This window comes from Methylocystis sp., from assembly GCF_050251305.1.
Taxonomy (GTDB): domain Bacteria; phylum Pseudomonadota; class Alphaproteobacteria; order Rhizobiales; family Beijerinckiaceae; genus Methylocystis.
Genome location: NZ_JBFWNB010000011.1, coordinates 46,981 through 66,798 on the forward strand (window position 1 = coordinate 46,981; position 19,818 = coordinate 66,798).

At 62.8% G+C, this 19,818-nt stretch carries 23 protein-coding genes and 1 tRNA gene; 14 read left to right on the plus strand and 10 right to left on the minus strand.

Annotation, left to right across the window (positions count from 1 at the left end; all coding sequences use genetic code 11):
* Positions 1-169 precede the first annotated feature (169 nt).
* Positions 170-556 carry a hypothetical protein gene (locus tag AB7F41_RS05900; RefSeq protein ID WP_428382788.1) on the minus strand — a complete coding sequence of 129 codons (387 nt, stop codon included), beginning with the start codon at positions 554-556 and terminating at the stop codon, positions 170-172.
* Positions 557-803: 247 nt separating this feature from the next.
* On the minus strand, positions 804-1,208 hold the full coding sequence (locus AB7F41_RS05905) for a CBS domain-containing protein (RefSeq protein WP_428382787.1): 405 nt from the start codon (positions 1,206-1,208) through the stop codon (positions 804-806).
* A gap of 437 nt (positions 1,209-1,645) precedes the next feature.
* Here AB7F41_RS05905 and AB7F41_RS05910 point away from each other — a divergent pair, with 437 nt between their 5' ends.
* Both AB7F41_RS05910 and dapA read left to right on the plus strand, forming a co-directional pair.
* A complete protein-coding gene (locus tag AB7F41_RS05910) occupies positions 1,646-1,843 on the plus strand; it encodes a hypothetical protein (protein WP_428382785.1) in 198 nt (65 codons plus the stop codon).
* Between the two features lie 273 nt (positions 1,844-2,116).
* Positions 2,117-3,037, plus strand: coding sequence for a 4-hydroxy-tetrahydrodipicolinate synthase (gene dapA, locus AB7F41_RS05915; RefSeq protein ID WP_428382783.1), 921 nt, complete (start codon positions 2,117-2,119; stop codon positions 3,035-3,037).
* A 204-nt stretch (positions 3,038-3,241) separates the two neighbouring features.
* On the opposite strand, the gene AB7F41_RS05920 is transcribed toward dapA, so the two are convergent.
* The 4 genes from AB7F41_RS05920 to AB7F41_RS05935 form a co-directional block, all read right to left on the minus strand.
* Positions 3,242-3,751, minus strand: a complete 510-nt coding sequence (locus AB7F41_RS05920; RefSeq protein ID WP_428382782.1) for a hypothetical protein — start codon at positions 3,749-3,751, stop codon at positions 3,242-3,244.
* Complete coding sequence (locus tag AB7F41_RS05925) at positions 3,708-5,336, minus strand: adenylate/guanylate cyclase domain-containing protein (protein WP_428382780.1); 1,629 nt, start codon at positions 5,334-5,336, stop codon at positions 3,708-3,710. Before AB7F41_RS05925 ends, AB7F41_RS05920 begins: the two co-directional genes overlap by 44 nt.
* Before the next feature lie 248 nt (positions 5,337-5,584).
* Positions 5,585-5,660: transfer RNA gene (locus tag AB7F41_RS05930), tRNA-Ala, on the minus strand.
* Positions 5,661-5,865: 205 nt separating this feature from the next.
* Positions 5,866-6,255 (minus strand): response regulator, encoded by a 390-nt coding sequence (locus tag AB7F41_RS05935; protein ID WP_428382778.1) that lies wholly within the window; start codon positions 6,253-6,255, stop codon positions 5,866-5,868.
* A 229-nt stretch (positions 6,256-6,484) separates the two neighbouring features.
* Between AB7F41_RS05935 and AB7F41_RS05940 the strand changes: the two genes are divergently transcribed.
* Genes AB7F41_RS05940 through AB7F41_RS05960 form a run of 5 tightly spaced genes read left to right on the plus strand, consistent with a single transcriptional unit; the run spans position 6,485 to position 11,139 of the window.
* On the plus strand, positions 6,485-7,978 hold the full coding sequence (locus AB7F41_RS05940) for an FAD-linked oxidase C-terminal domain-containing protein (RefSeq protein ID WP_428382777.1): 1,494 nt from the start codon (positions 6,485-6,487) through the stop codon (positions 7,976-7,978).
* 2 nt (positions 7,979-7,980) lie between these two features.
* A complete protein-coding gene (glcE, locus tag AB7F41_RS05945) occupies positions 7,981-9,192 on the plus strand; it encodes a glycolate oxidase subunit GlcE (protein ID WP_428382775.1) in 1,212 nt (403 codons plus the stop codon).
* 5 nt (positions 9,193-9,197) lie between these two features.
* Complete coding sequence (gene glcF / locus AB7F41_RS05950; protein ID WP_428382773.1) at positions 9,198-10,493, plus strand: glycolate oxidase subunit GlcF; 1,296 nt, start codon at positions 9,198-9,200, stop codon at positions 10,491-10,493.
* A gap of 26 nt (positions 10,494-10,519) precedes the next feature.
* Positions 10,520-10,810, plus strand: coding sequence for a nucleotidyltransferase family protein (locus AB7F41_RS05955; protein WP_428382772.1), 291 nt, complete (start codon positions 10,520-10,522; stop codon positions 10,808-10,810).
* Complete coding sequence (locus AB7F41_RS05960) at positions 10,807-11,139, plus strand: HepT-like ribonuclease domain-containing protein (protein WP_428382770.1); 333 nt, start codon at positions 10,807-10,809, stop codon at positions 11,137-11,139. Before AB7F41_RS05955 ends, AB7F41_RS05960 begins: the two co-directional genes overlap by 4 nt.
* A gap of 6 nt (positions 11,140-11,145) precedes the next feature.
* Here AB7F41_RS05960 and trpS read toward each other — a convergent pair whose 3' ends face one another.
* The 4 genes from trpS to AB7F41_RS05980 all read right to left on the minus strand — a co-directional run bounded on the left by trpS (position 11,146) and on the right by AB7F41_RS05980 (position 15,008).
* Positions 11,146-12,180, minus strand: coding sequence for a tryptophan--tRNA ligase (gene trpS, locus AB7F41_RS05965; RefSeq protein WP_428382768.1), 1,035 nt, complete (start codon positions 12,178-12,180; stop codon positions 11,146-11,148).
* A gap of 75 nt (positions 12,181-12,255) precedes the next feature.
* On the minus strand, positions 12,256-13,560 hold the full coding sequence (hslU, locus tag AB7F41_RS05970; RefSeq protein WP_428382766.1) for an ATP-dependent protease ATPase subunit HslU: 1,305 nt from the start codon (positions 13,558-13,560) through the stop codon (positions 12,256-12,258).
* 82 nt (positions 13,561-13,642) lie between these two features.
* On the minus strand, positions 13,643-14,206 hold the full coding sequence (gene hslV / locus AB7F41_RS05975) for an ATP-dependent protease subunit HslV (protein ID WP_428382765.1): 564 nt from the start codon (positions 14,204-14,206) through the stop codon (positions 13,643-13,645).
* Positions 14,207-14,324: 118 nt separating this feature from the next.
* A complete protein-coding gene (locus tag AB7F41_RS05980; RefSeq protein WP_428382763.1) occupies positions 14,325-15,008 on the minus strand; it encodes a hypothetical protein in 684 nt (227 codons plus the stop codon).
* A gap of 301 nt (positions 15,009-15,309) precedes the next feature.
* Between AB7F41_RS05980 and hisB the strand changes: the two genes are divergently transcribed.
* Genes hisB through coaA form a run of 7 tightly spaced genes read left to right on the plus strand, consistent with a single transcriptional unit; the run spans position 15,310 to position 19,818 of the window.
* Positions 15,310-15,906 (plus strand): imidazoleglycerol-phosphate dehydratase HisB, encoded by a 597-nt coding sequence (gene hisB, locus AB7F41_RS05985; RefSeq protein ID WP_428382761.1) that lies wholly within the window; start codon positions 15,310-15,312, stop codon positions 15,904-15,906.
* A 32-nt stretch (positions 15,907-15,938) separates the two neighbouring features.
* Positions 15,939-16,364, plus strand: a complete 426-nt coding sequence (locus AB7F41_RS05990) for a DUF2628 domain-containing protein (RefSeq protein ID WP_428382759.1) — start codon at positions 15,939-15,941, stop codon at positions 16,362-16,364.
* Positions 16,361-17,011 carry an imidazole glycerol phosphate synthase subunit HisH gene (gene hisH, locus AB7F41_RS05995; protein ID WP_428382755.1) on the plus strand — a complete coding sequence of 217 codons (651 nt, stop codon included), beginning with the start codon at positions 16,361-16,363 and terminating at the stop codon, positions 17,009-17,011. Before AB7F41_RS05990 ends, hisH begins: the two co-directional genes overlap by 4 nt.
* Positions 17,008-17,757, plus strand: coding sequence for a 1-(5-phosphoribosyl)-5-[(5-phosphoribosylamino)methylideneamino]imidazole-4-carboxamide isomerase (hisA, locus tag AB7F41_RS06000; RefSeq protein ID WP_428382872.1), 750 nt, complete (start codon positions 17,008-17,010; stop codon positions 17,755-17,757). Before hisH ends, hisA begins: the two co-directional genes overlap by 4 nt.
* A complete protein-coding gene (hisF, locus tag AB7F41_RS06005) occupies positions 17,757-18,536 on the plus strand; it encodes an imidazole glycerol phosphate synthase subunit HisF (RefSeq protein WP_428382754.1) in 780 nt (259 codons plus the stop codon). The genes hisA and hisF overlap by 1 nt, the downstream gene beginning before the upstream one ends.
* Entirely contained in the window at positions 18,533-18,859 is a 327-nt protein-coding gene (locus tag AB7F41_RS06010) for a phosphoribosyl-ATP diphosphatase (RefSeq protein ID WP_428382752.1), read from the plus strand. The genes hisF and AB7F41_RS06010 overlap by 4 nt, the downstream gene beginning before the upstream one ends.
* Positions 18,856-19,818, plus strand: coding sequence for a type I pantothenate kinase (gene coaA, locus AB7F41_RS06015; RefSeq protein ID WP_428382750.1), 963 nt, complete (start codon positions 18,856-18,858; stop codon positions 19,816-19,818). The genes AB7F41_RS06010 and coaA overlap by 4 nt, the downstream gene beginning before the upstream one ends.

Below are 19,818 nucleotides of genomic sequence, written 5' to 3' on the forward strand. Positions count from 1 at the left end.
CTCGGCTATCCTTCTGTCATCCCGAGGATTTTCCGCCGCGAGGCGTCTGTCTTCGCCGAGTTCGCGCTCGACCTTGACTGAAAGCGCTATAGATCTCTACGCGCAAGGACGCCCGCCACGGCGCCCCGCCGGGGCTTCCTTGCGCTTTCAGAACGCGGCTCAGAGCCAATCAGAACCCCGCACGGATGATCAACTTCACGCCGCCGTCGCAGACAGCCTCGCCGATAAGCCCGTGAGACTTGTCCGCGCCAGCGGGAATGTGGCCATTCCAGACGCAGCCCTTCTTTCCGTCGCTGCGTTCCGACATCTCAATCTTATAGACAGCGCCTTGAACGGAGCCGGAAAGCGCGTAGGTGAGCATTTTGCCATTGTCCAACTGCAAATTCGCCGTGCCGGTGATTTTGTTGTCGGCGTCGGTATTCACCGACCATGTTCCCTGAGCGCCTTTGACGCCGGACACGTTTTCTTCGGTGATATTCCAGTTTTGACTCATTGCCAGGGCAGGGCTTCCCATAGCTGCAAGCGCCGCAACGACCGATAGTAAAATCCTGGGCATCTGCGCCTCCCGTTTAAGGCGGTCGATCGATTTCCAAGGGAACCATCCCCATTGGTCAATCAAAGCTTAATCTGGAGCCGGCGATCGCGCCGTCAAATTTGCTGTTTCCGGACGAATGGGCTGCTTCCGACGTCAGCGCGCGCGAGCGTTCGCACGACAGCTTGGGCGTCGGCGCGCGCTGGTGATTGACAAGCCCGTGGCGCCGGCCCGGATCCACGTCGAAAGAAACATCGGCGAGCGCGGGCGTCTATTCTTTTGAAATCTCCGTCAGCGCCTCGCCCGCGTCATCTTGCGCATTCAGCGAAAGGTCGCCGAGACTGACCACGCCCACCAATCGCCCTTGGTCGACAACGTAGAGCCGGCGAATTTGTTTTTCGCCCATGAGCTTGGCCGCTTCGTCAACCGAGGTCGTTGGCGCGCAGGTGAAGAGTTCGGTTGTCATGACTTTCCCGACCCGGGTCTGGGGAGATAAGCCCTGCGCGACGCCGCGAACGACAATGTCACGATCGGTGACAATGCCCGCGAGATTTCCGCCGTCGATCACGGGCAAGGAGCCGATATTCAATTTGGCCATTTCACTCGCGGCATGGTGAAGCGTTTCGCCAGAGACGATACTCGCAACGTCCTTGCTCATCACATTGCTGATCTGCATGTGCTCTCCGTTCCCCGTGCAGGATTTCGACGACGGATTTCGCCGTATCAATCGGGATATAGGGCGCTCCACGCGTTCTGGCTTTTTTGCGCCGCAACCCACGTTCCACCCCCGCGGGGCGTTATCGGTCGGGCGAATCGCTTGAGAGTTGACGGGCGGCGGCTTCCCGGCGCTCAGTCGTTGAGTAAGGCCGCGCAGTCGGCGGCGCAGTGAAGCGGTCAACCGATCATGCTCGCTGCTGCTTAAGAAGGGTTACGTTGGGGGACAGGGGTCAAATGTTGCGCAGCGCAGTATTTCTTATTTCCGGGTTGGACACCATCGCTCGCCTGCTGTGCTGACGGCCGCCGAGGCGGGGATTAAGAGGGGCCAGAGGTCAGCGACCTGTGTTGCACAAGAGCCGACAAGAAATTTAGATTTCAAGCATCGAGGAGCATGCAATGGACAAGAACGACAACTTTACGATGGGAACCTCCGCTGTAAGAGCTGAAGATAACGTCGCTGTCGTAGTGATGTCGTCAGCGATGGATCCGGAAAATGTTCTCGAGGTTCGGATGCCGTTGGATGCCGCGCGTCTTTTGATCGCTCAATTGGAGCGCGCCCTGAACGCTCATAAATACTATACTCCGACTCAGTGAGGTTGCGGCCCGATCCGGAACTCTCCGCAGTCGCGTCCGTCGAACCTGTCTCGCCCGCACACGCCGTCAACGCTGCCGGCGCTCGCGCAGCTGGACGATGAGATCAGCCAGGCGCTGGAGTTCTTCCCAGGAACGATGCTGTGTGAAGCGTCCGCACATGGACGGCGCGATAGCGCCAAGGCATGCAAAGCCCAAACAAGCCATCGTAAGCGCATCCCGTACAGGGCTTTTTATTTGCTAAGGTCGGAGCGGCGGCGAACGCCGCGCAGTCTCATGGCAATTGCGGTGAATGGCATGACAGTTCTCAACCTTGACGCCATCAAAGGGTCTTTTGCGCCGCTCGTTGTTCCCTTCAATGAGGGAGAAGTTGACTACGACAGCTACGCAAGAATTTGCGAGTGGCAAATCGAGAAAGGCAGCCATGGCCTCCTGGTCAACGCCACGAGCGGCGAACCGACGACGCTGACGCTCGAAGAACGCGCCCGTCTCGTGGAGGTCGCCGTCGGCGTTTCGGCTGGGCGCCGCCCGGTCTTGGCCGGCACGGCGTCGCAGTCCCATGCAGAAACTGTAACCCTCATTGAACGCTATCAGAAGCTTGCAGTCGACGCGATCTTTGTCGTCACTCCCTACTACTGCAAACCGCCGCAGCGCGCGCTTGTTGAATTTTTTGTCGATACTGCGAGACGCACGGACAAACCATTCTTGATCTATCATATCCCTGCGCGCGCCGCCGTTGCGCTCACGGCCAGCGCCATAGTCGAGATCAAGGAGCGCGCCGAGAACTTTGTTGGTCTGAAGAACACCGACGACGACATTGGACTGGTGACGGACGTATTGAGCCGCATCGGTGACGACTTCCGGATTTTCTGTGGCGCGGAAAAAATGAGTCTTCCCATGCTTTCTGTGGGGAGCTGCGGCGCGATGATTTCAGTGAGCAATGTCATTCCTGACAAGGTCGCCCAACTCTGCGAACTCTACAGCGCTGGAGACGTCGAAGGCGCGCGACGGCTGAATAGTGAATTCTCTGAGTTATTCGCGGCAATAGACTGGGACACGTCGCCGATCGCGACCAAATATATGCTCAAACGAATCGGCGTCATCAGCAACAATGAACACCGCCTGCCGATGGCGGCGCCGACGGCCGAACTTGAAAGGCGGCTTGATGCGGCGCTCAACCGCGCCGGACTGATTTAGACCGCTCAGGCAGGCACATGAACAGCCGGCGCGCGTTGCGCCGGCGATCCTGAAGGGCGGGAGGGGCGTCGACGCCGCAGCATCAACAAAGCGGCGCCAGCAGCCGTCCGCGCGCCCGATGTTCAATCGCCCAGAAGGCAGGCGTTCGGCAAGCCGTTAGGCCGGTTGAAGCGAACAGCGCGCCCGGGCCTGCTCAACCTAATATCATGCCATGATGACCGCGCCGGTCGTGATGATGATAGTAACGCTTGCTGCTGTTTTTGTGCCAGCCGCGACATTTGCCATGATGATGGCCCGAACGGCCGCAAGAGCTTTGAATTGACTGTGAACCGCTTGCTCCATGCGCTTTGTGAAAAGCGACTGCGGAGTCGAGACAGGCGAATGCAGCGAGGACAGCTGCGGAGAGGAAGAGTTTCTTAAGCATACGCGCTCCTGTTGCAGGATCGGCTGAATGTTGCCTTCTCGTCCGTCCTGGATCAAGCACAAAGCTTGTTGGCCTTGCGAGCAAGATCGCCGGCTCGCGCCAATCTGAGCGCGCCTTCGCTGTTGCAAATCGGTCAGCAAGACTGACAATGTTGTCAGGCGACGGTTCGCCGACGATTGAGGCGCGCCGGGCGCCGCCGACGTTTGCCGATCTTTTCGAAAGCGGTCGCGGATTTTGAAGAGAATTTCAGCTGGCGGGAAGCGTCTTGAGCTGAACGACGTTTCGGCCATCCTTACGCCCGAGCATGAACCAGGATTTCATGACGCCCTTGCCCTTCAGGTGCATATCTTCGCCTTCTTCGAAGGCAAAATCGTCGGCAAGGCGAAACCGGACGCTATCGGACACATGAATCCGGTTCGGTTTTCCTGAAGACTCGAAGCGGCTCGCGACATTCACGACGTCGCCCCAAAGATCATATGCGAATTTCTGGGTGCCAACGACGCCGGCGACCACGGTGCCCGTATGCATCCCGATCCGAATGCTGAGAGGCTGAGCAAAATCGGAAGCGTAGTCCTCGAAAGCATGCAATGCGGCAATCGCAAAATCGGCCGCCTTCTGGCAGTGAAGCGGATCGCGCGCTGGAACGCCGCCGACGACCATATAGCAGTCGCCGATCGTTTTGATCTTCTCCAGCCCATATTCGACAACGAGCTTGTCGAAGCGCCCGAAAACGTCATTGAGCATGTTGACGATCTCGCGCGGCCCCAAACGCGCGGAAAGCTCGGTGAAGCCGACGATGTCGGCAAAAAGCACCGTGACCTCGGGGAAGGTTTCCGCGATCATTGACTCGCCTTTACGCAAGCGATCGGCAATCAGGCCCGGCAAAATATTGTTAAGCAGCTTTTCGGAGTGATGGCGTTCCTCGCTCAGCTTGACCGCCTGTTCCCGAGCTTCCTCGGCCTTGTTGTTTGCGCGGTCTATTGCAGCTTTCAGATTATTCGCCATCGCGTCGATCGCACTGCCGAGAACGCCGATTTCATCCTTCCCTGAAACATCGGTGCGCGCGTCCAGATTTCCCGCGCTGATCTCGTGGACGGCTTGCATCAACGCTGCGCTTCTGCCGAGCACGTTTCTCGAAAGCAGCCAAACCATCAGGCACATGAGCGCGAAGAAGGCGGCGGAAAGGCCTGTGATCCCGACGAGGAGTTCTTGAGACTTTCGATTGAGTTCCTCGAGTTGCGCTGTGGTCCGGCGATCCACCATCGAGAGGAACTCGCCGATGGGCTGCATAATTCGCGTCTTGTAATTGTTGTAACGATCGTCGTTGAGAATCTTATTCGCCAAGACAGGATCGGCGTCGCCTTGCTTCTGGAACGAACCCGTGCCGTCGTCAAACTGGCCTCGGATGGCGTTCATCGCCACCGTTTCAAGGCGGGCCAGCTCGTTCGACAGGTTTTGAGCTTCCTTGAGTTTGCTGAATTCATCGACGGTCATGCCAGCCTGAAGCAGACGCGCTTCGAGCGAGACGCCGCCTTTTTTCTCGGCGAGGGGCTCAGGAATAGCGTTGCCGACGACCAGATCCCAATAGACGCCTTCATAACCTTCCGGGCGAGGGATCTTGCCATTCCGGATATCGAGAATGTTCCAGTAATACCGCAGGTAGCGATCGTCCGCCGTCGCAACATACATGCGCGCGAATCGGGTCAAATCATCGGAGGACTGTCGTAGCTCGTCGGCGAGCAGGTAGGTGTCGTAACGCTGGCGCTGCGCATCTTCCACCCTTCGCTCGAACTGATTGAGCATGAAGGCGATGGCGGTGATTATTCCCGCGAAGGCGAGAGTTCCCGCCAACTGAAACTGCAACAGGCGTTTCAACTGCATATTTCCTCGCAGACGCTTGCTCTTGGCCGGGACTGACGGTCGGCGAACGAGTTCGGCCCGTTAGGACCAGCTGGGAATCTGGTGTGAGGCCATCGATCTCCTGCCTCCACTTCGGTTTTTTCGCAGGAGGTGGCGGAAGCGGCGTGCCGGGCGACTACGCACTGGTGGCGACAGAGTGACGACAGGACGGCTCGCCGCCAGTCGCGACGGCGAAAACTGTCTAATTAACTAATTGATTTTATTGGTGGAGCCAGACGGAATCGAACCGACGACCTCTTCAATGCCATTGAAGCGCTCTCCCAACTGAGCTATGGCCCCGCGCAATTTCGGACGCCTCTTGGGGGAGGCCGGACGGAATGTCGCCGTCGCGCGCTGTATAGTTCAGCCGCGCGTCGGCTGCAAGCTCGTCGAAAAGACGCAATATCTGACGCCTCGCTCCTGTCGTGGGCCGCCCCGGAGGGGAGGGCCCACAGGCAGCCATTCGACTTTCGCCAAGGAGGGCGCATCCCGACAGGCGGCGCAATCAGGCGATGCGATCCTCGCCTTTCTCTGCGAGAAAGGCGTTCACCGTCTCCAAGAATTTGGCCACGGAAATGGGTTTAGACAGATAGGCCTGGCAGCCGCCTTGCAGGATTTTTTCCTCGTCGCCCTTCATGGCGAAGGCGGTGATCGCGATGACCGGTATGTCGCGAAGATCTTTGTCCTCCTTGAGCATACGGGTGACGTCCAGGCCGCTGATCTCCGGCAGCTGAATGTCCATCAGGATCAGATCCGGCCGATGGGTCCGCGCCAGGGCGATCGCTTCGAATCCGCTTTTCGTGCGCAGCGTCGCATGGCCGTTTGACTCGAGAAGGTCGTTGAAGAGCTTCATGTTGAGCTCATTGTCTTCGACAATGAGGATGGTTTTGGTCATTCGCGTGGGCCCGTTTTTCGGCGTGCGATGATCTGCGCCTAACATACGCAGATTAATGAAAAGCGCCAAAAAAGCCGCGCATTGCTTATGCTTGCGCGGTCGCGGCGCGCTTGCGCGCATTCCGGGGCTCATCTAAACGAGCTAGGATTATTGGGGCGCATCCGGAGCAAAGCCATGCTCGGCCGAGCGGTTTCGGCGGCGCTCTCGCTCGCGTTGGAGGCGCGAGTCCATGACGCTCCTCATGCCGGCGCCTGAGCCGGCCATCATGTCGCGGCGCAACGAACTCATCGCGGGGCTCGGCGCCATTCTGCCTCGCGAGAGCCTGATCGTCGACGAGGTCGCGCGTCGCGCCTATGAATGCGACGCCTTCACCATGTATCGGGCGCTTCCGCTCGTCGTCGCGCTGCCGGAGAGCGTCGAGCAGGCGCGCGCCGTCATGGCGCTCGCCGCCGACATGAACGTCAAGGTCGTGCCGCGCGGCGCCGGCACGTCGCTTTCCGGCGGTTCGATGCCGCTCGAGGACGGCATTCTGCTCGGCATGTCCAAATTCAATCGAATTCTCGAAATCGATTATGAAAACCGCTGCGCGCGGGTGCAGCCCGGCGTTCAGAACCTGGCGATTTCCAAAGCCGTCGAGGCGCAGGGCTTCTACTATGCGCCGGACCCCTCGTCGCAGATCGCCTGTTCGATCGGCGGCAATGTCGCCGAGAACGCCGGCGGCGTTCACTGCCTGAAATACGGCCTGACGACCAACAATATTCTCGGACTCGAACTCGTGCTGATGGGCGGCGACGTCATCCGGCTTGGCGGCAAGCATCTCGACAGCGAGGCATATGACCTCATCGGCCTGATGACCGGCTCCGAGGGGCTGCTCGGCGTCGTGACGGAAGTGACGGTGCGGCTGCTGCAGAAGCCCGCCGTCGCGCGCGGATTGCTGCTCGGCTTTGCGGATGTGGCGGCGGGGGCGCGCTGCGTCGGCGCGATCATCGCGCGCGGCGTCATCCCCGGCGGCCTCGAGATGATGGACAGGGCGACGATCCACGCCGTGGAGCGCTTCCAGCCCTGCGGCTATCCGCTCGACGCCGAAGCGCTCGTCATCGTCGAACTCGACGGCGCGCAGGCGGAAGTGGATCATCTTGTCGGCGTCGTGCAGGAGATCGCGCGCGACGAAGGCGCGACGACGATCCGGGCGTCGACGAGCGAGGCCGAGCGGCTGCAGTTCTGGGCCGGACGCAAGAACGCCTTTCCAGCGGTGAGCTGCATCGCGCCGGACTATCTTTGCATGGATGGCACGATTCCGCGGGGGCGGCTGCCGGAAGCGCTCGCCGGCATGGATTGGCTCGCGAAGGAGCAGGGGCTGAGCGTCGCCAATGTCTTTCACGCCGGCGACGGCAATCTGCATCCGCTCATCCTCTACGACGCGTCGAAAGAGGGCGACGTCGAACGGGCGGAAAAGCTCGGCTTCGACATTTTGCGCCTGTGCGTTTCGCTCGGCGGCGTGCTGACCGGCGAGCACGGCGTGGGCGTCGAGAAGCGCGACCTCATGGGCGAAATGTTCAGCGACGTGGACCTCGAGCAGCAGATGCGGCTCAAATGCGCCTTTGACCCGGGGGGGCGTCTCAATCCCGGCAAGGTGTTTCCGACGCTGCATCGTTGCGCCGAGTTCGGCATGATGCATGTCTCGGGCGGAAAGACGCCCTTTCCAGACCTGCCGAGATTTTAGCGATGTCAGCTTCGGGGGCGCTTGAAATCCGCGATGAGGCGGACGCGGTCGACGCGATTTGCGCGGCGCATGCGAAAAGCGTCTCCTGCGCGATCGTCGGCGGCGGCTCCAAGACGCAGCTCGGGCGCTGCGCGCCTCAGGCGCAGGCGCTCTCCACAGCCGCGCTGACCGGCGTGACGCTCTACGAGCCCGACGAACTCGTGCTTGCGGCGCGTTCGGGGACGCGTCTGAGCGAGATCGAGGCGCTGCTGGACGCTCACGGGCAGCAGCTCGCCTTCGAGCCGATGGACTATGGGCCGCTTCTCGGCGAGGAAGCGGAAGGCGCGACGATTGGCGGCGTCGTCGCCGTGAACGCGTCCGGTCCGCGACGGATCAAGGCTGGCGCGGCGCGCGACCATCTGCTGGGATTCCGGAGCGTCACCGGCCGCGGCGAACTCGTGAAATCCGGCGGACGCGTCATGAAGAACGTCACCGGCTATGACCTTTCAAAACTGGTTTGCGGCTCCTATGGCACGCTGGCGTTGCTCACTGAGCTGACGCTCAAGGTGCTGCCGAAGCCTGAGACCGAATGCACGCTTCTCGCGATCGGGGCGGAGGAGGCGGAGAGCCTCGCGCTGCTGCGCCGCGCCACGGCGACGCCCTGCGAACCCTCGTCGCTTGCGATGCTGCCAGCCGGCGCCCAGCCGTTGGCGCTGGACGCCCATACGGCCGCGATCCGACTCGAAGGGCCAGAGATTTCCGTGACGGCGCGGCGCGACGATCTCGCCGCGCGATTGGCGGGCGACGGCGTCCGATTCGAGACGCTCGACGCGCGCGACTCCACGGCGCTGTGGCGAGGCCTGCGCGACGCCGCGCCCGTCGCCGGTCAAGGCGGTCAAGTCTGGCGCATTTCCGTTGCGCCGACCGACGGCTGCGCGGTCGTCGCGCGCATTCGCGCGGGGGCGCCGGTGCTCGCGCATGTCTACGACTGGGCGGGCGGATTGATCTGGCTCTGCGTCGAGACCGCGCCCGATGCGCATGCCGGCGCGGTGCGCGGCGCGGTTGACGCCGGCGGCGGCCATGCGACTCTCATCCGCGCGAGCGCAGAGACGCGCGCGACCGTCGACGTCTTTCATCCGCAGCCGCCGGCGCTCGCGGCGTTGACCCGCCGAATCAAGGAAAGCTTCGATCCTGCGCATATTCTGGAGCGCGGGCGAATGCGCGCGGAGTTCTGAGCGCGATGCAAACATTTTTCTCTCTGCGCGCGCTGGCCGACCCTGACATGGCCGAAACGGAGAAGATCCTGCGCGCCTGCGTGCATTGCGGCTTCTGCACGGCGACATGCCCCACCTATCTCCTCACCGGCGACGAACTCGATGGCCCGCGCGGCCGCATCTATCTCATCAAGGACATGTTCGAGAAGGAGCGGCCGGCTGACGCCCAGACCGCCCGCCACATCGATCGTTGCCTCTCCTGCCTCTCCTGCATGACGACGTGCCCGTCGGGCGTGCACTTCATGCATCTCGTCGATCATGCGCGGGCGCATATCGAGAAAACATATGCGCGGCCCTTCGCCGAACGCGCCATGCGCGCCGCGCTCGCCTTCGCGCTGCCGCGGCCGTCACTCGCGCGGCCGCTGTTTCGCCTCGCGGCGGCTTTGCGTCCCTTCGCGCGCGCGCTGCCGCGGCGATTTTCGGCGCCGCTGGCGCTCGCGCCGTCGCGGCTTGAGCCCGCTTCAGACGTCGACGTTCCTCAGGTCTTTGCTGCGCAGGGCGAACGGATAATGCGCGTCGCGCTGCTGAACGGCTGCGTCCAGACGGTGCTCGACGCCTCGATCAACGCGGCGACGATACGGCTTCTGAACCGCTATGGAGTCGAAGTGGTCGTCGCGAAAGGCGCGGGCTGCTGCGGGGCGCTGCCGCATCATCTCGGAAAGGTCGACGACTCGCGACGCTATGCGCGCGCAAATATCGAGGCCTGGTCGCGTGAAATTGAAACGGGCGGACTCGATCGCATCGTCGTCAACGCCTCTGGCTGTGGAACCAGCGTCAAGGACTATGGCCATATGTTCCGCAACGATCCGAAGCTTGCGGAGAAGGCTGCGCATATCTCGTCGATCGCGAGAGACGTGACCGAGCTGCTGCATGAGATCGGCTTTGCGCCGTCGGGCGCGGCGACGCGGCTTCGCGTCGCCTATCACTCGGCCTGCTCTCTGCAACATGGGCAGAAAATCTCGAAAGAGCCGGTCGCGCTTCTCCGCGCGGCCGGCTTCGACGTTTGCGAAGTCCCGGAAGGACACATCTGCTGCGGCTCGGCGGGAACGTATAATGTGCTGCAGCCAGAACTTGCCGATGAGCTGCGGTCGCGCAAAGCGGCGAATATCGAAAGCGTCGCGCCCGATGCCGTCGCCGCCGGAAACATCGGCTGCATCGTTCAGATCAGATCGGGAACGCCGATTCCGGTCCTGCACACCGTCGAACTGCTCGACTGGGCGAGCGGCGGGCCGAAGCCGCCAGCGGTAGGACAAAAAAGCTGATACGATCCGCGGCAGAGGAATTCGCGATGCCACTGCTCGACACATTGCTTGCCAAACGCGCGGAGGTGCTTAAGGCCGCCAGTCGGCACGGCGCGTCGAACGTCCGACTTTTTGGATCGGTCGCTCGAAGGGCTGAAACGCCGTCGAGCGACGTGGATATTTTGATCGATCTCGCCGGAGACCGCGGCTTCTCAGATTTTCTTGCGCTCGCCGAGGAACTGGAAGGGTTGATCGGTCGAAAGGTCGATCTCATCACGTCGCGAGGCCTCAGTCCTTATTTGAAGCCGCTCATCGAAGAGGAAATTATTCCTCTGTGAAATCCGATCGCTTATATCTTGAACATATTCTCGACAGCATCGCCGCCATTGAGACCTATGTCGTTGGGGGAGAAGAGTCGTTTTTGCGCGAGAGAATGATTCAAGATGCGGTGGTTCGCAATTTCGAGATCATAGGGGAGGCGGCCAACAGGCTGACGCCTGAACTGCGTGCGGCGGCGCCTGTGCCTTGGAAAAGGATCATCGCGTTCCGCAATCGACTTACTCACGCCTATTGGGGCGTCGATCTCTTGCTTGTGTGGGATGTCATTAGAAATGAACTCCCTTCGCTGAAATCGGAAGCCGAGCGTCTGCTTCGCCACAGCGAATAATAGGCGCTACCGCAAGAACCCGACGATGTCCTTCACCGCATTCATGTTCTCGCGAGCGATGGCGCGGGCGCGTTCGGCGCCGTCGCGCAGCACGCCGTCGACATAGGTTTCATCCTCGCGAATGCGGCGCATCTTGTCGGTGATCGGCGCAAGCTTGGCGACGGCCAGATCGACGAGCGCGCTCTTGAAGGTCGAGAAATTGGCGCCGCCGAATTCGCCGAGCACATCGACTTTGCTGCGCTCTGACAGCGCGGCAAAGATGCCGACGAGATTGTCGGCTTCGGGGCGTCCTTCGAGGCCCTTTTCCTCGGAGGGCAGCGCGTCCGGATCGGTCTTCGCCTTCTTCACCTTCTGCGCGATCTGGTCGGCGTCGTCCGACAGATTGATGCGCGAATAATCCGAAGCGTCCGACTTGGACATTTTCTTCGTGCCGTCGCGCAGGCTCATCACCCGCGTCGCCGGGCCGGCGATCAGCGGCTCGGGCAGGGGAAAGAAGGCGTCGCCAAATCCGTTGCGCGCGATCGACTCCGAGAAGTCGTTGTTGAACTTCTGCGCGATGTCGCGCGCCAGTTCGAGATGCTGCTTCTGGTCGTCGCCGACCGGCACATGCGTCGCGCGATAGATCAAAATGTCGGCGGCCATCAGCACCGGATAGTCGAGCAGGCCCATCGAGGCGTTCTCGCGATCCTTGCCAGCCTTGTCCTTGAACTGGGTCATGCGATTGAGCCAGCCGATGCGCGCGACGCAATTCAACACCCAGGCGAGTTCGGCGTGTTCCGGCACCTGGCTCTGGTTGAAGACGATGTTCTCTTTCGGGTCGATGCCGCAGGCGATGAAGGCGGCGGCGATCTCGCGCGTGTTCGCCTTCAGCGCGATCGGGTCCTGCGGGACCGTGATCGCATGCAGGTCGACGACGCAATACAGGCAGTCGAAGCTCTTCTGCAGCTCGACGAATTTGACGATGGCGCCGAGATAGTTGCCGAGATGCAGATTGCCGGTGGACTGCACGCCCGAGAAGACGCGCTGAGGGAAAGTGGACATGAGGATCGGCCAGGGTTTTTGCGTTTGGCCGGTCTTATGGCGAGAAGCGCGCGCAGGCGCAAGTGCCGCGTCGAATCACAAAATAAACCGGCTCAGATCCCTGTTCTTCGCCAGATCGCCGATATGCTCCTCGACATAGGCGCCGTCGATGACGATTTTCTCGCCGGCGCGGTCGGACGCCGAAAAGCTGATGTCGTCGAGCACGCGCTCCATCACCGTCTGCAGACGCCGCGCGCCGATATTCTCGACGGAAGTGTTGACCTGCACGGCGACCTTGGCGATCGCGTCGACGGCGGATGGCGCAAATTCCAGCGTCATGCCTTCGGTGCCCATCAGCGCCGAATATTGCTTCGTTAGACAGGCCTCGGTTTCGGTGAGAATGCGGCGAAAATCATCTTCGTTGAGCGAGGCGAGCTCGACGCGAATCGGCAGTCGCCCCTGCAGTTCCGGCAGGAGATCGGAAGGCTTCGCCACATGGAAGGCGCCCGAGGCGATAAACAGCACGTGATCGGTTTTGACGGGGCCATGTTTCGTCGCGACCGTCGTGCCTTCGATCAGCGGCAGAAGATCGCGCTGCACGCCTTCGCGTGAAACATCCGCGCCGCCGCGTCCTTCGCGCGCGCAGATCTTGTCCATCTCGTCGATGAAGACGATGCCGTTGTTCTCGACCTCCTGGATCGCCTCTCTGACGCTCGCTTCCTGATCGATCAGCTTGTCGCTTTCTTCGGCGACGAGCGGTCCCTGCGCTTCCTTCACCGAGAGCTTGCGCGGCTTGCCGCGCTGCATGGCCTTGCCGAAAATATCGCCGAGCGAAAAGGCGGAGACGCTGGCGCCGGGCATGTTCGGCAGTTCGAACATCGGCATCGAGGAGCCCGATTGTGTCAGCTCGATCTCGATCTCCTTATCGTCGAGTTCGCCGCCGCGGAGCCGCCGGCGGAAGGTTTCGCGCGTGCCGGGCGAGGCCGCGGGGCCGACGAGCGCGTCGAGCGTGCGCTCTTCCGCCGCCTGTTGCGCGCGCGCCTGCACATCCTTGCGGCGGCGCTCTTTGACCATCACGATGGCGACCTCGATCAGATCGCGCACGATCTGTTCGACGTCGCGGCCGACATAGCCGACTTCCGTGAATTTCGTCGCCTCGACTTTGAGGAAGGGCGCATTGGCGAGGCGCGCCAGTCGCCGCGCGATCTCGGTCTTGCCGCAGCCCGTCGGGCCGATCATCAGGATGTTCTTGGGGAGCACCTCTTCGCGCATCTGGCCTTCGAGCTGCAGCCGTCGCCACCGATTGCGCAGCGCGATCGCCACGGCGCGCTTGGCGTCGTTTTGCCCAACGATAAAGCGATCGAGTTCGGAAACGATCTCGCGCGGCGAGAAGTCGGCCATGGCGGGTTCCTTCGGCGGTCGGCAGAGGGCGGCGGGCGATCGGCGGTCGTGTTCTCCCGCTGCCGGCCCGCCGCCGACTGCCCTAAATCTTCTCCACCACCACATTCTGGTTGGTGTAGACGCAAATCTCGGAGGCGATCGTCATCGCGCGCCGCGCGATGGTTTCCGCGTCCAGCGGCGAATCGAGCAGGGCGCGACCGGCGGCGAGCGCGTAATTGCCGCCCGAGCCGATGGCGGCGACGGCGCCTTCGCCCGCGCTTTCCGGCTCCAGCACGTCGCCGGAGCCGGTGAGCACGAGGCCGACGTCCTTGTCGGCGACGAGCATCATCGCTTCGAGGCGCCGGAGATAGCGGTCCATGCGCCAATCCTTGGCCAGCTCCACACAGGCGCGCATCAATTGTCCGGGATATTGCTCGAGCTTGGATTCCAGCCGTTCGAAAAGCGTGAAAGCGTCGGCGGTGGCGCCGGCGAAACCCGCGATCACGTCGCCCTTGCCCAGGCGGCGCACTTTCTTGGCGTTGCCCTTCATAATCGTCTGACCGAGGCTGACCTGGCCGTCGCCGGCGATCACCGTTTCTCCCGCTTTCTTCACGAGAATGATCGTCGTCGCATGCATGGTCGCCGAGCGGTTCTGTTCGCTATCCATTCGCCGTGATCCAGCCTGAGATGTCCAGCCGATGTAAGGTTCTGCGCGCATTTGAGCAAGGCCGGAGCGTGGCGGCCGCCCCGGCGCATCGTCGAGCCGGGTTCGCGCGCATCGACGGCTACTCGCTCGGCGCGCCGGCAGACGGCGCGGGAAAGTCCAAAATTTCGCCGGTATAGGTCTCATGCACCTCGGAGAGCGGACGCTGATCGCGCGCATACACGACCGCCGTGTGCTCGAAGAGTTCATGCGGCACAGAGAGGGCGCCCGCCGTCTTTCCAGGCAGGGCTGTGGCGTCGGTCGAGATTTCCCATCTCTCAGGCAAGGGCGACCAGCGCATTTTCATCTCGACGGTGCGACGGAACGGCTGAAGCGGAGCGATCGCCTTGCCGAAGGGCGTCTGCGTCGATTCCAGCGCGCGGTTCATCTCAGGAGACAGCCGTCCAGGCACATACCAATTGTCGGCCTCGGAAAGCACATGGTCGCCGCAGGCGAGCTGCACGCGCCGATATTTGACGGGCTCCGTCTCGCCGACTTCGAGCCGCCCGCGCGTCTCGGCGCTCGGCTCCTTTTCGACGCCTGAAACCCGCCGCGCGACGATCTTGGGCTCCGCGGACATTTTGTGATCGGCGCACCATTTCTCGAGCGTCGCCGTCGCACTGCGGCTCGCCAGCAGAGAGGCGTTGAGCGTTTGGATCAGCGCCAGCGCTTCGATGCGCGACACAAAGCCGTCCCGCCAAGCTTCGCCGGCGGCGGGAACAGGCGCCGACGCGACGGCGATCGCAAGAATGTGTTGAAGTCGCATTTTGGCCTCGTTGGGTCGCCCGCATGCGGCATTATGCGCACGCAAGCGCGTTTATGGCGCCGTTATAGCGGTCCGGCGCGGGAAATTGCCGTGGTCGCGCTGGGATCGGGAATCAGCGCGAACAAATGGACCATTTTCGGTCCGCCGGGCCAATTTGCCGCGAGGAGTCCGTTGGCGCGCATCTCGCTTATCCTTGACGCGGAAGCGGCTCGGGTGCTTATCCAAGACGCAATCGCTACAAACCGGCCGTTTGCGGCCGCAGCCGCCGGACCCGCCGGCGGGGCCCAGGAAAAGGCAGGAAATGCGCAGCGCGACGATCGAGCGCAATACGAAGGAAACGAGGATTTCGGTCTCGGTCGACCTCGACGGGGCCGGGCGCTCGGAGATTTCGACGGGCATCGGCTTTTTCGACCATATGCTCGACCAGATCGCCCGCCACGCGCCGCTGGATCTCACGGTGCGCGCCGAAGGCGATCTTCACATCGACGGCCATCATACGGTCGAGGACGTCGGCATCGCCGTCGGCCAGGCGGTGGATCGCGCGCTCGGCGACCGCAAAGGCATCGCCCGCTACGGCGACGCGCATGTGCCGCTCGACGAGGCGCTGACGCGGGTCGTCGTGGACGTCTCGGGCCGGCCATTCCTCGTTTACGAGGTTGCTTTCCCGGCGCAGCTCATCGGCGCTTTCGACACGGAATTGATGCGAGAATTCTTCCAGGCCTTTGCGGTCCATGCCCGGGTCGGGCTGCACATCGAATGCCTGCGCGGCGTCAACAGCCATCATATCGCCGAGAGCGCCTTCAAGGGCTTCGCGCGCGCCTTCGGCAAGGCGGCGTCGATCGATCCGCGCCGGACGCAGAGCGAAGCGCCTTCCACCAAGGGAACGCTCACCGCCTGAGACAGGCGCGTGAAGCCGACGAGGGGACGGCCATGGCGATATTCACTGTTCACTTCCCGCGAACGGCGTCGGGCCAGCTTCCGGCGGCGGAGAAGATCATATTCCTGCGCGACGGATTTTCCTGGCCGGCGTTCCTTTTCGGTCCGTTCTGGCTCGCCTGGCGCCGGGCCTGGATCGTCGCCGGCCTTTGGGCGCTTCTGCTCGTCGCTCTGGCCGTCCTGGCCTGGAAGCTGCGGGTGTCGCGCGATGCGGTCTCATGGCTGACGCTCGCGCTCGCCGTCTGGCTCGGCTTCGAAGGGGAGCGGCTCGTCGGCTGGAGTCTGGCGCGTCGCGGTTGCGTCGAGCAGGATCTCGTCATCGGCGACGACATCGACGAGGCGGAGGCGGCGTTCTTCCATCGCCATCGTCCTGCGCCGCCGACCGACAGGGGTGACGTCGCCCGGGAGCCCGCTCCTTGACGACCGCGATCATCGACTACGGGTCGGGCAATCTGCATTCCGCCTTGAAAGCCTTTGAGCGCGCCGCGCGCGAATCGCTGCAGTCGGGCGACATCCGCGTCACCAGCGATCCTGACGTGGTGCGCGGCGCCGAGCGCGTCGTGCTGCCCGGAGTCGGCGCGTTCGCTGATTGCCGGCGCGGCTTGATGGCGATCGAGGGGCTTTACGCTGCCCTGCAGGAGGCGGTCATCGATCGCGGCCGGCCATTCCTGGGCATCTGCGTCGGGATGCAGCTCATGGGCGCGCGCGGCCTCGAGCACGGCGAAACGCCGGGGCTCGGCTGGATTGCGGGAGACGTCGCGGCGATCGAGCCCGCCGAGCCTTCGCTGAAAATTCCGCATATGGGCTGGAACACGCTGACGCTAAGCCGTGAACACCCGCTGTTTGCCGCGGTGCCGACGGGAGAGCGCGGATTGCACGCCTATTTCGTGCACTCCTTTCAGCTGACCCCGGCGCGCGCGGAACACGTCCTGGCGACGACCGACTATGGCGCGCCGCTCACGGCGGCCGTCGCGCGCGACAATCTCGTCGGCGTGCAGTTTCATCCCGAAAAAAGCCAGAGGCTCGGCCTAGCTCTGATCGGCAATTTCCTTAGGTGGCGACCGTGATCCTGTTTCCGGCAATCGATTTGAAGGAAGGGCAGTGCGTGCGCCTCGCTCAGGGCGACATGGACCGCGCCACGGTGTTCAACGACGACCCGGCCGAGCAGGCGCGCGCCTTCGAGCGGGTCGGTTTCGAATATCTGCATGTCGTCGATCTCGACGGCGCCTTCGCCGGCGCGCCGCGCAACGCCCAGGCGGTCGAAGCCATTCTCGCAGCGCTGACGATTCCCGTGCAGCTCGGCGGCGGCATTCGCGACATGCGCACGCTGTCGGGCTGGCTGGAGAATGGCGTCGCACGGGCCATCATCGGCACCGCGGCGGTCAAGGACCCGTCCTTCGTGCGCGAGGCGGCGCGCCTCTATCCCGGCCGCGTCGCGGTCGGGGTCGACGCCAAGAACGGGTTTGTCGCCGTCGACGGCTGGGCGCGCGCGACCCGCATGTCGGCGCTCGATCTCGGCAGGAGCTTCGAAGACGCCGGCGTCAGCGCCATCATCTATACGGACATCTCGCGCGACGGCGTTTTGACCGGCCTCAATATCGAGGCGACTCTGGCGCTGGCCGACGCTTTGACGATTCCGGTCATCGCCTCCGGCGGCCTGGCGTCGCTGGCCGACGTGGAGCGGCTGCTGCAGCCGGACTGCCGCAAGCTCGCCGGCGCCATCACCGGACGCGCGCTTTACGATGGCCGGCTCGATCCTGCGCAGGCGCTGGCGATGATCCGCCGGGCGCGCGCCAAGACGGAAGACGCGTGATGCTGAAGGCGCGCGTCATTCCCTGCCTGGACGTGAAAGAGGGCCGCGTCGTCAAAGGGGTCAATTTCGTCGATCTACGCGACGCCGGCGATCCGGTCGAATGCGCCATCGCCTATGACGCCGCCGGCGCCGACGAACTCTGCTTTCTCGACATCACCGCGAGCCACGAGAACCGCGGCATTCTGCTCGACGTCGTGCAGCGCACGGCGGAAGCCTGCTTCATGCCGCTGACGGTCGGCGGCGGGGTGCGCACGCTTGACGACATTCGCAATCTACTGCTCGCGGGCGCCGACAAGGTGTCGATCAATTCTGCCGCAGTGGCCAATCGCGGCTTCGTTCGCGAAGCCTCGGAGAAATTCGGCGCGCAATGCATCGTCGTCGCCATTGACGCCAAGTGCGTGTCTGAGGGACGCTGGGAGATCTTCACCCATGGCGGGCGCCGCCCGACGGGGATCGACGCGATCGACTATGCGCGCGAGGTGACCGATCTGGGCGCCGGCGAAATCCTGCTGACGTCAATGGATCGCGACGGAACGAAGAGCGGCTTCGATATCGCGCTGACGCGCGCGGTGGCCGACTCGGTGCATGTGCCCGTCATCGCTTCGGGCGGCGTCGGCGCGCTCGATCATCTCGTCGCCGGCGTCAAGGAAGGCCATGCGAGCGCCGTGCTCGCCGCTTCGATCTTCCATTTCGGCGAATATTCGATTCCGCAGGCGAAACTTCACATGGCGGCGGCGGGTCTGCCGATGCGCCTCGATGGCCTGGAGGCGACGGCATGACGCAATTCACCCTCGACGACCTCGCGGCGCTGATCAGATCGCGGCGCAACGACAGCGCCTCGACCTCCTATACGAGAACGCTGCTCGACGCTGGAATGCCGAAGATCGCCAAGAAATTCGGCGAAGAGGCGGTCGAAACGGTGATTGCGGCGATGGAGGACGACCAGCGGGCGCTCATTAACGAAGCCGCCGATACGTTCTATCATCTTCTCGTCATGCTCGAAGCCCGTGATATTCCGTTGGACGCGGTTTTGCATGAATTGGAGCGGCGCACCAAGCAGTCCGGCCTTGCGGAGAAGGCCGCGCGCGGAGCGAAGGAATGACGGCGGCGGAGTTCGTCCCCAACAATGAAGTTCTGTCGCCCTACCGGCACTTTACGCGCGCCGAATGGGCGGCGCTGCGCGCCGATACGCCGTTGACTCTGACCATCGACGATCTCACCCGGCTGAAATCGCTGAACGATCCGATCTCGCTCGAAGAGGTCATCGAAATCTACCTGCCGCTGTCGCGCCTGCTCGCGCTCTATGTCGCGGCGACCCAGGGTCTGTTCAAGGCGACGCAGCGCTTTCTCGGCGCCGAAGACGGCAAGGTTCCATATATCATCGGGGTTGCGGGCTCCGTCGCCGTTGGAAAGTCGACGACGGCGCGCGTGCTGCGCGCCCTGCTGTCGCGCTGGACCAACACGCCGAAAGTGGAGCTCATCACCACCGACGGATTTCTTTTGCCCAACAGAATCCTCGAAGCCGAAAGGCTCATGGACAAGAAGGGCTTCCCTGAAAGCTACGACAACAAATCGCTGCTGCGCTTTCTGTCCGACGTGAAGGCGGGTCGGCGCAATGTCTGCGCGCCGGTCTATTCGCATATGACCTACGACGTGGTCGACGGCGAATCGACCTGCGTCGACCGTCCCGACATTCTCATCGTCGAAGGCGTCAATGTTCTGCTTGCGCCGCGGCTGCGCGACGGCCGCGAGATTCCCTTCGTCTCCGATTTTTTTGACTTCTCGGTCTATCTCGACGCGTCCGAAGACGTTCTGGAGCGATGGTATGTCGAGCGCTTTCGCCGGCTTCAGCAGACTGCGTTCCGCGATCCGCAATCATATTTCCGCATCTACGCCGATCTCGACGAAATGCAGACGATGCGCGTCGCGAAGGACATTTGGACGCGCATCAACCTCGAGAATCTGCGCCAGAACATCGCCCCGACGCGGCCGCGCGCGAGTTTGATCTTGACCAAGGGCGCCGATCACAGGATCGAGGAAGTGGCGCTCCGGAAGCTTTGA

Excerpts from the sequence above, each read along its gene's own strand:
- AB7F41_RS05900 (WP_428382788.1), bottom strand. The coding sequence starts at position 556 with ATGCCCAGGATTTTACTATCGGTCGTTGCGGCGCTTGCAGCTATGGGA.
- AB7F41_RS05905 (WP_428382787.1), bottom strand. The coding sequence starts at position 1,208 with ATGCAGATCAGCAATGTGATGAGCAAGGACGTTGCGAGTATCGTCTCT.
- AB7F41_RS05910 (WP_428382785.1), top strand. The coding sequence starts at position 1,646 with ATGGACAAGAACGACAACTTTACGATGGGAACCTCCGCTGTAAGAGCT.
- dapA (WP_428382783.1), top strand. The coding sequence starts at position 2,117 with ATGGCAATTGCGGTGAATGGCATGACAGTTCTCAACCTTGACGCCATC.
- AB7F41_RS05920 (WP_428382782.1), bottom strand. The coding sequence starts at position 3,751 with ATGGCCGAAACGTCGTTCAGCTCAAGACGCTTCCCGCCAGCTGAAATT.
- AB7F41_RS05935 (WP_428382778.1), bottom strand. The coding sequence starts at position 6,255 with ATGACCAAAACCATCCTCATTGTCGAAGACAATGAGCTCAACATGAAG.
- AB7F41_RS05940 (WP_428382777.1), top strand. The coding sequence starts at position 6,485 with ATGACGCTCCTCATGCCGGCGCCTGAGCCGGCCATCATGTCGCGGCGC.
- glcE (WP_428382775.1), top strand. The coding sequence starts at position 7,981 with ATGTCAGCTTCGGGGGCGCTTGAAATCCGCGATGAGGCGGACGCGGTC.
- glcF (WP_428382773.1), top strand. The coding sequence starts at position 9,198 with ATGCAAACATTTTTCTCTCTGCGCGCGCTGGCCGACCCTGACATGGCC.
- AB7F41_RS05955 (WP_428382772.1), top strand. The coding sequence starts at position 10,520 with ATGCCACTGCTCGACACATTGCTTGCCAAACGCGCGGAGGTGCTTAAG.
- trpS (WP_428382768.1), bottom strand. The coding sequence starts at position 12,180 with ATGTCCACTTTCCCTCAGCGCGTCTTCTCGGGCGTGCAGTCCACCGGC.
- hslU (WP_428382766.1), bottom strand. The coding sequence starts at position 13,560 with ATGGCCGACTTCTCGCCGCGCGAGATCGTTTCCGAACTCGATCGCTTT.
- hslV (WP_428382765.1), bottom strand. The coding sequence starts at position 14,206 with ATGGATAGCGAACAGAACCGCTCGGCGACCATGCATGCGACGACGATC.
- AB7F41_RS05980 (WP_428382763.1), bottom strand. The coding sequence starts at position 15,008 with ATGCGACTTCAACACATTCTTGCGATCGCCGTCGCGTCGGCGCCTGTT.
- hisB (WP_428382761.1), top strand. The coding sequence starts at position 15,310 with ATGCGCAGCGCGACGATCGAGCGCAATACGAAGGAAACGAGGATTTCG.
- AB7F41_RS05990 (WP_428382759.1), top strand. The coding sequence starts at position 15,939 with ATGGCGATATTCACTGTTCACTTCCCGCGAACGGCGTCGGGCCAGCTT.
- hisF (WP_428382754.1), top strand. The coding sequence starts at position 17,757 with ATGCTGAAGGCGCGCGTCATTCCCTGCCTGGACGTGAAAGAGGGCCGC.
- AB7F41_RS06010 (WP_428382752.1), top strand. The coding sequence starts at position 18,533 with ATGACGCAATTCACCCTCGACGACCTCGCGGCGCTGATCAGATCGCGG.
- coaA (WP_428382750.1), top strand. The coding sequence starts at position 18,856 with ATGACGGCGGCGGAGTTCGTCCCCAACAATGAAGTTCTGTCGCCCTAC.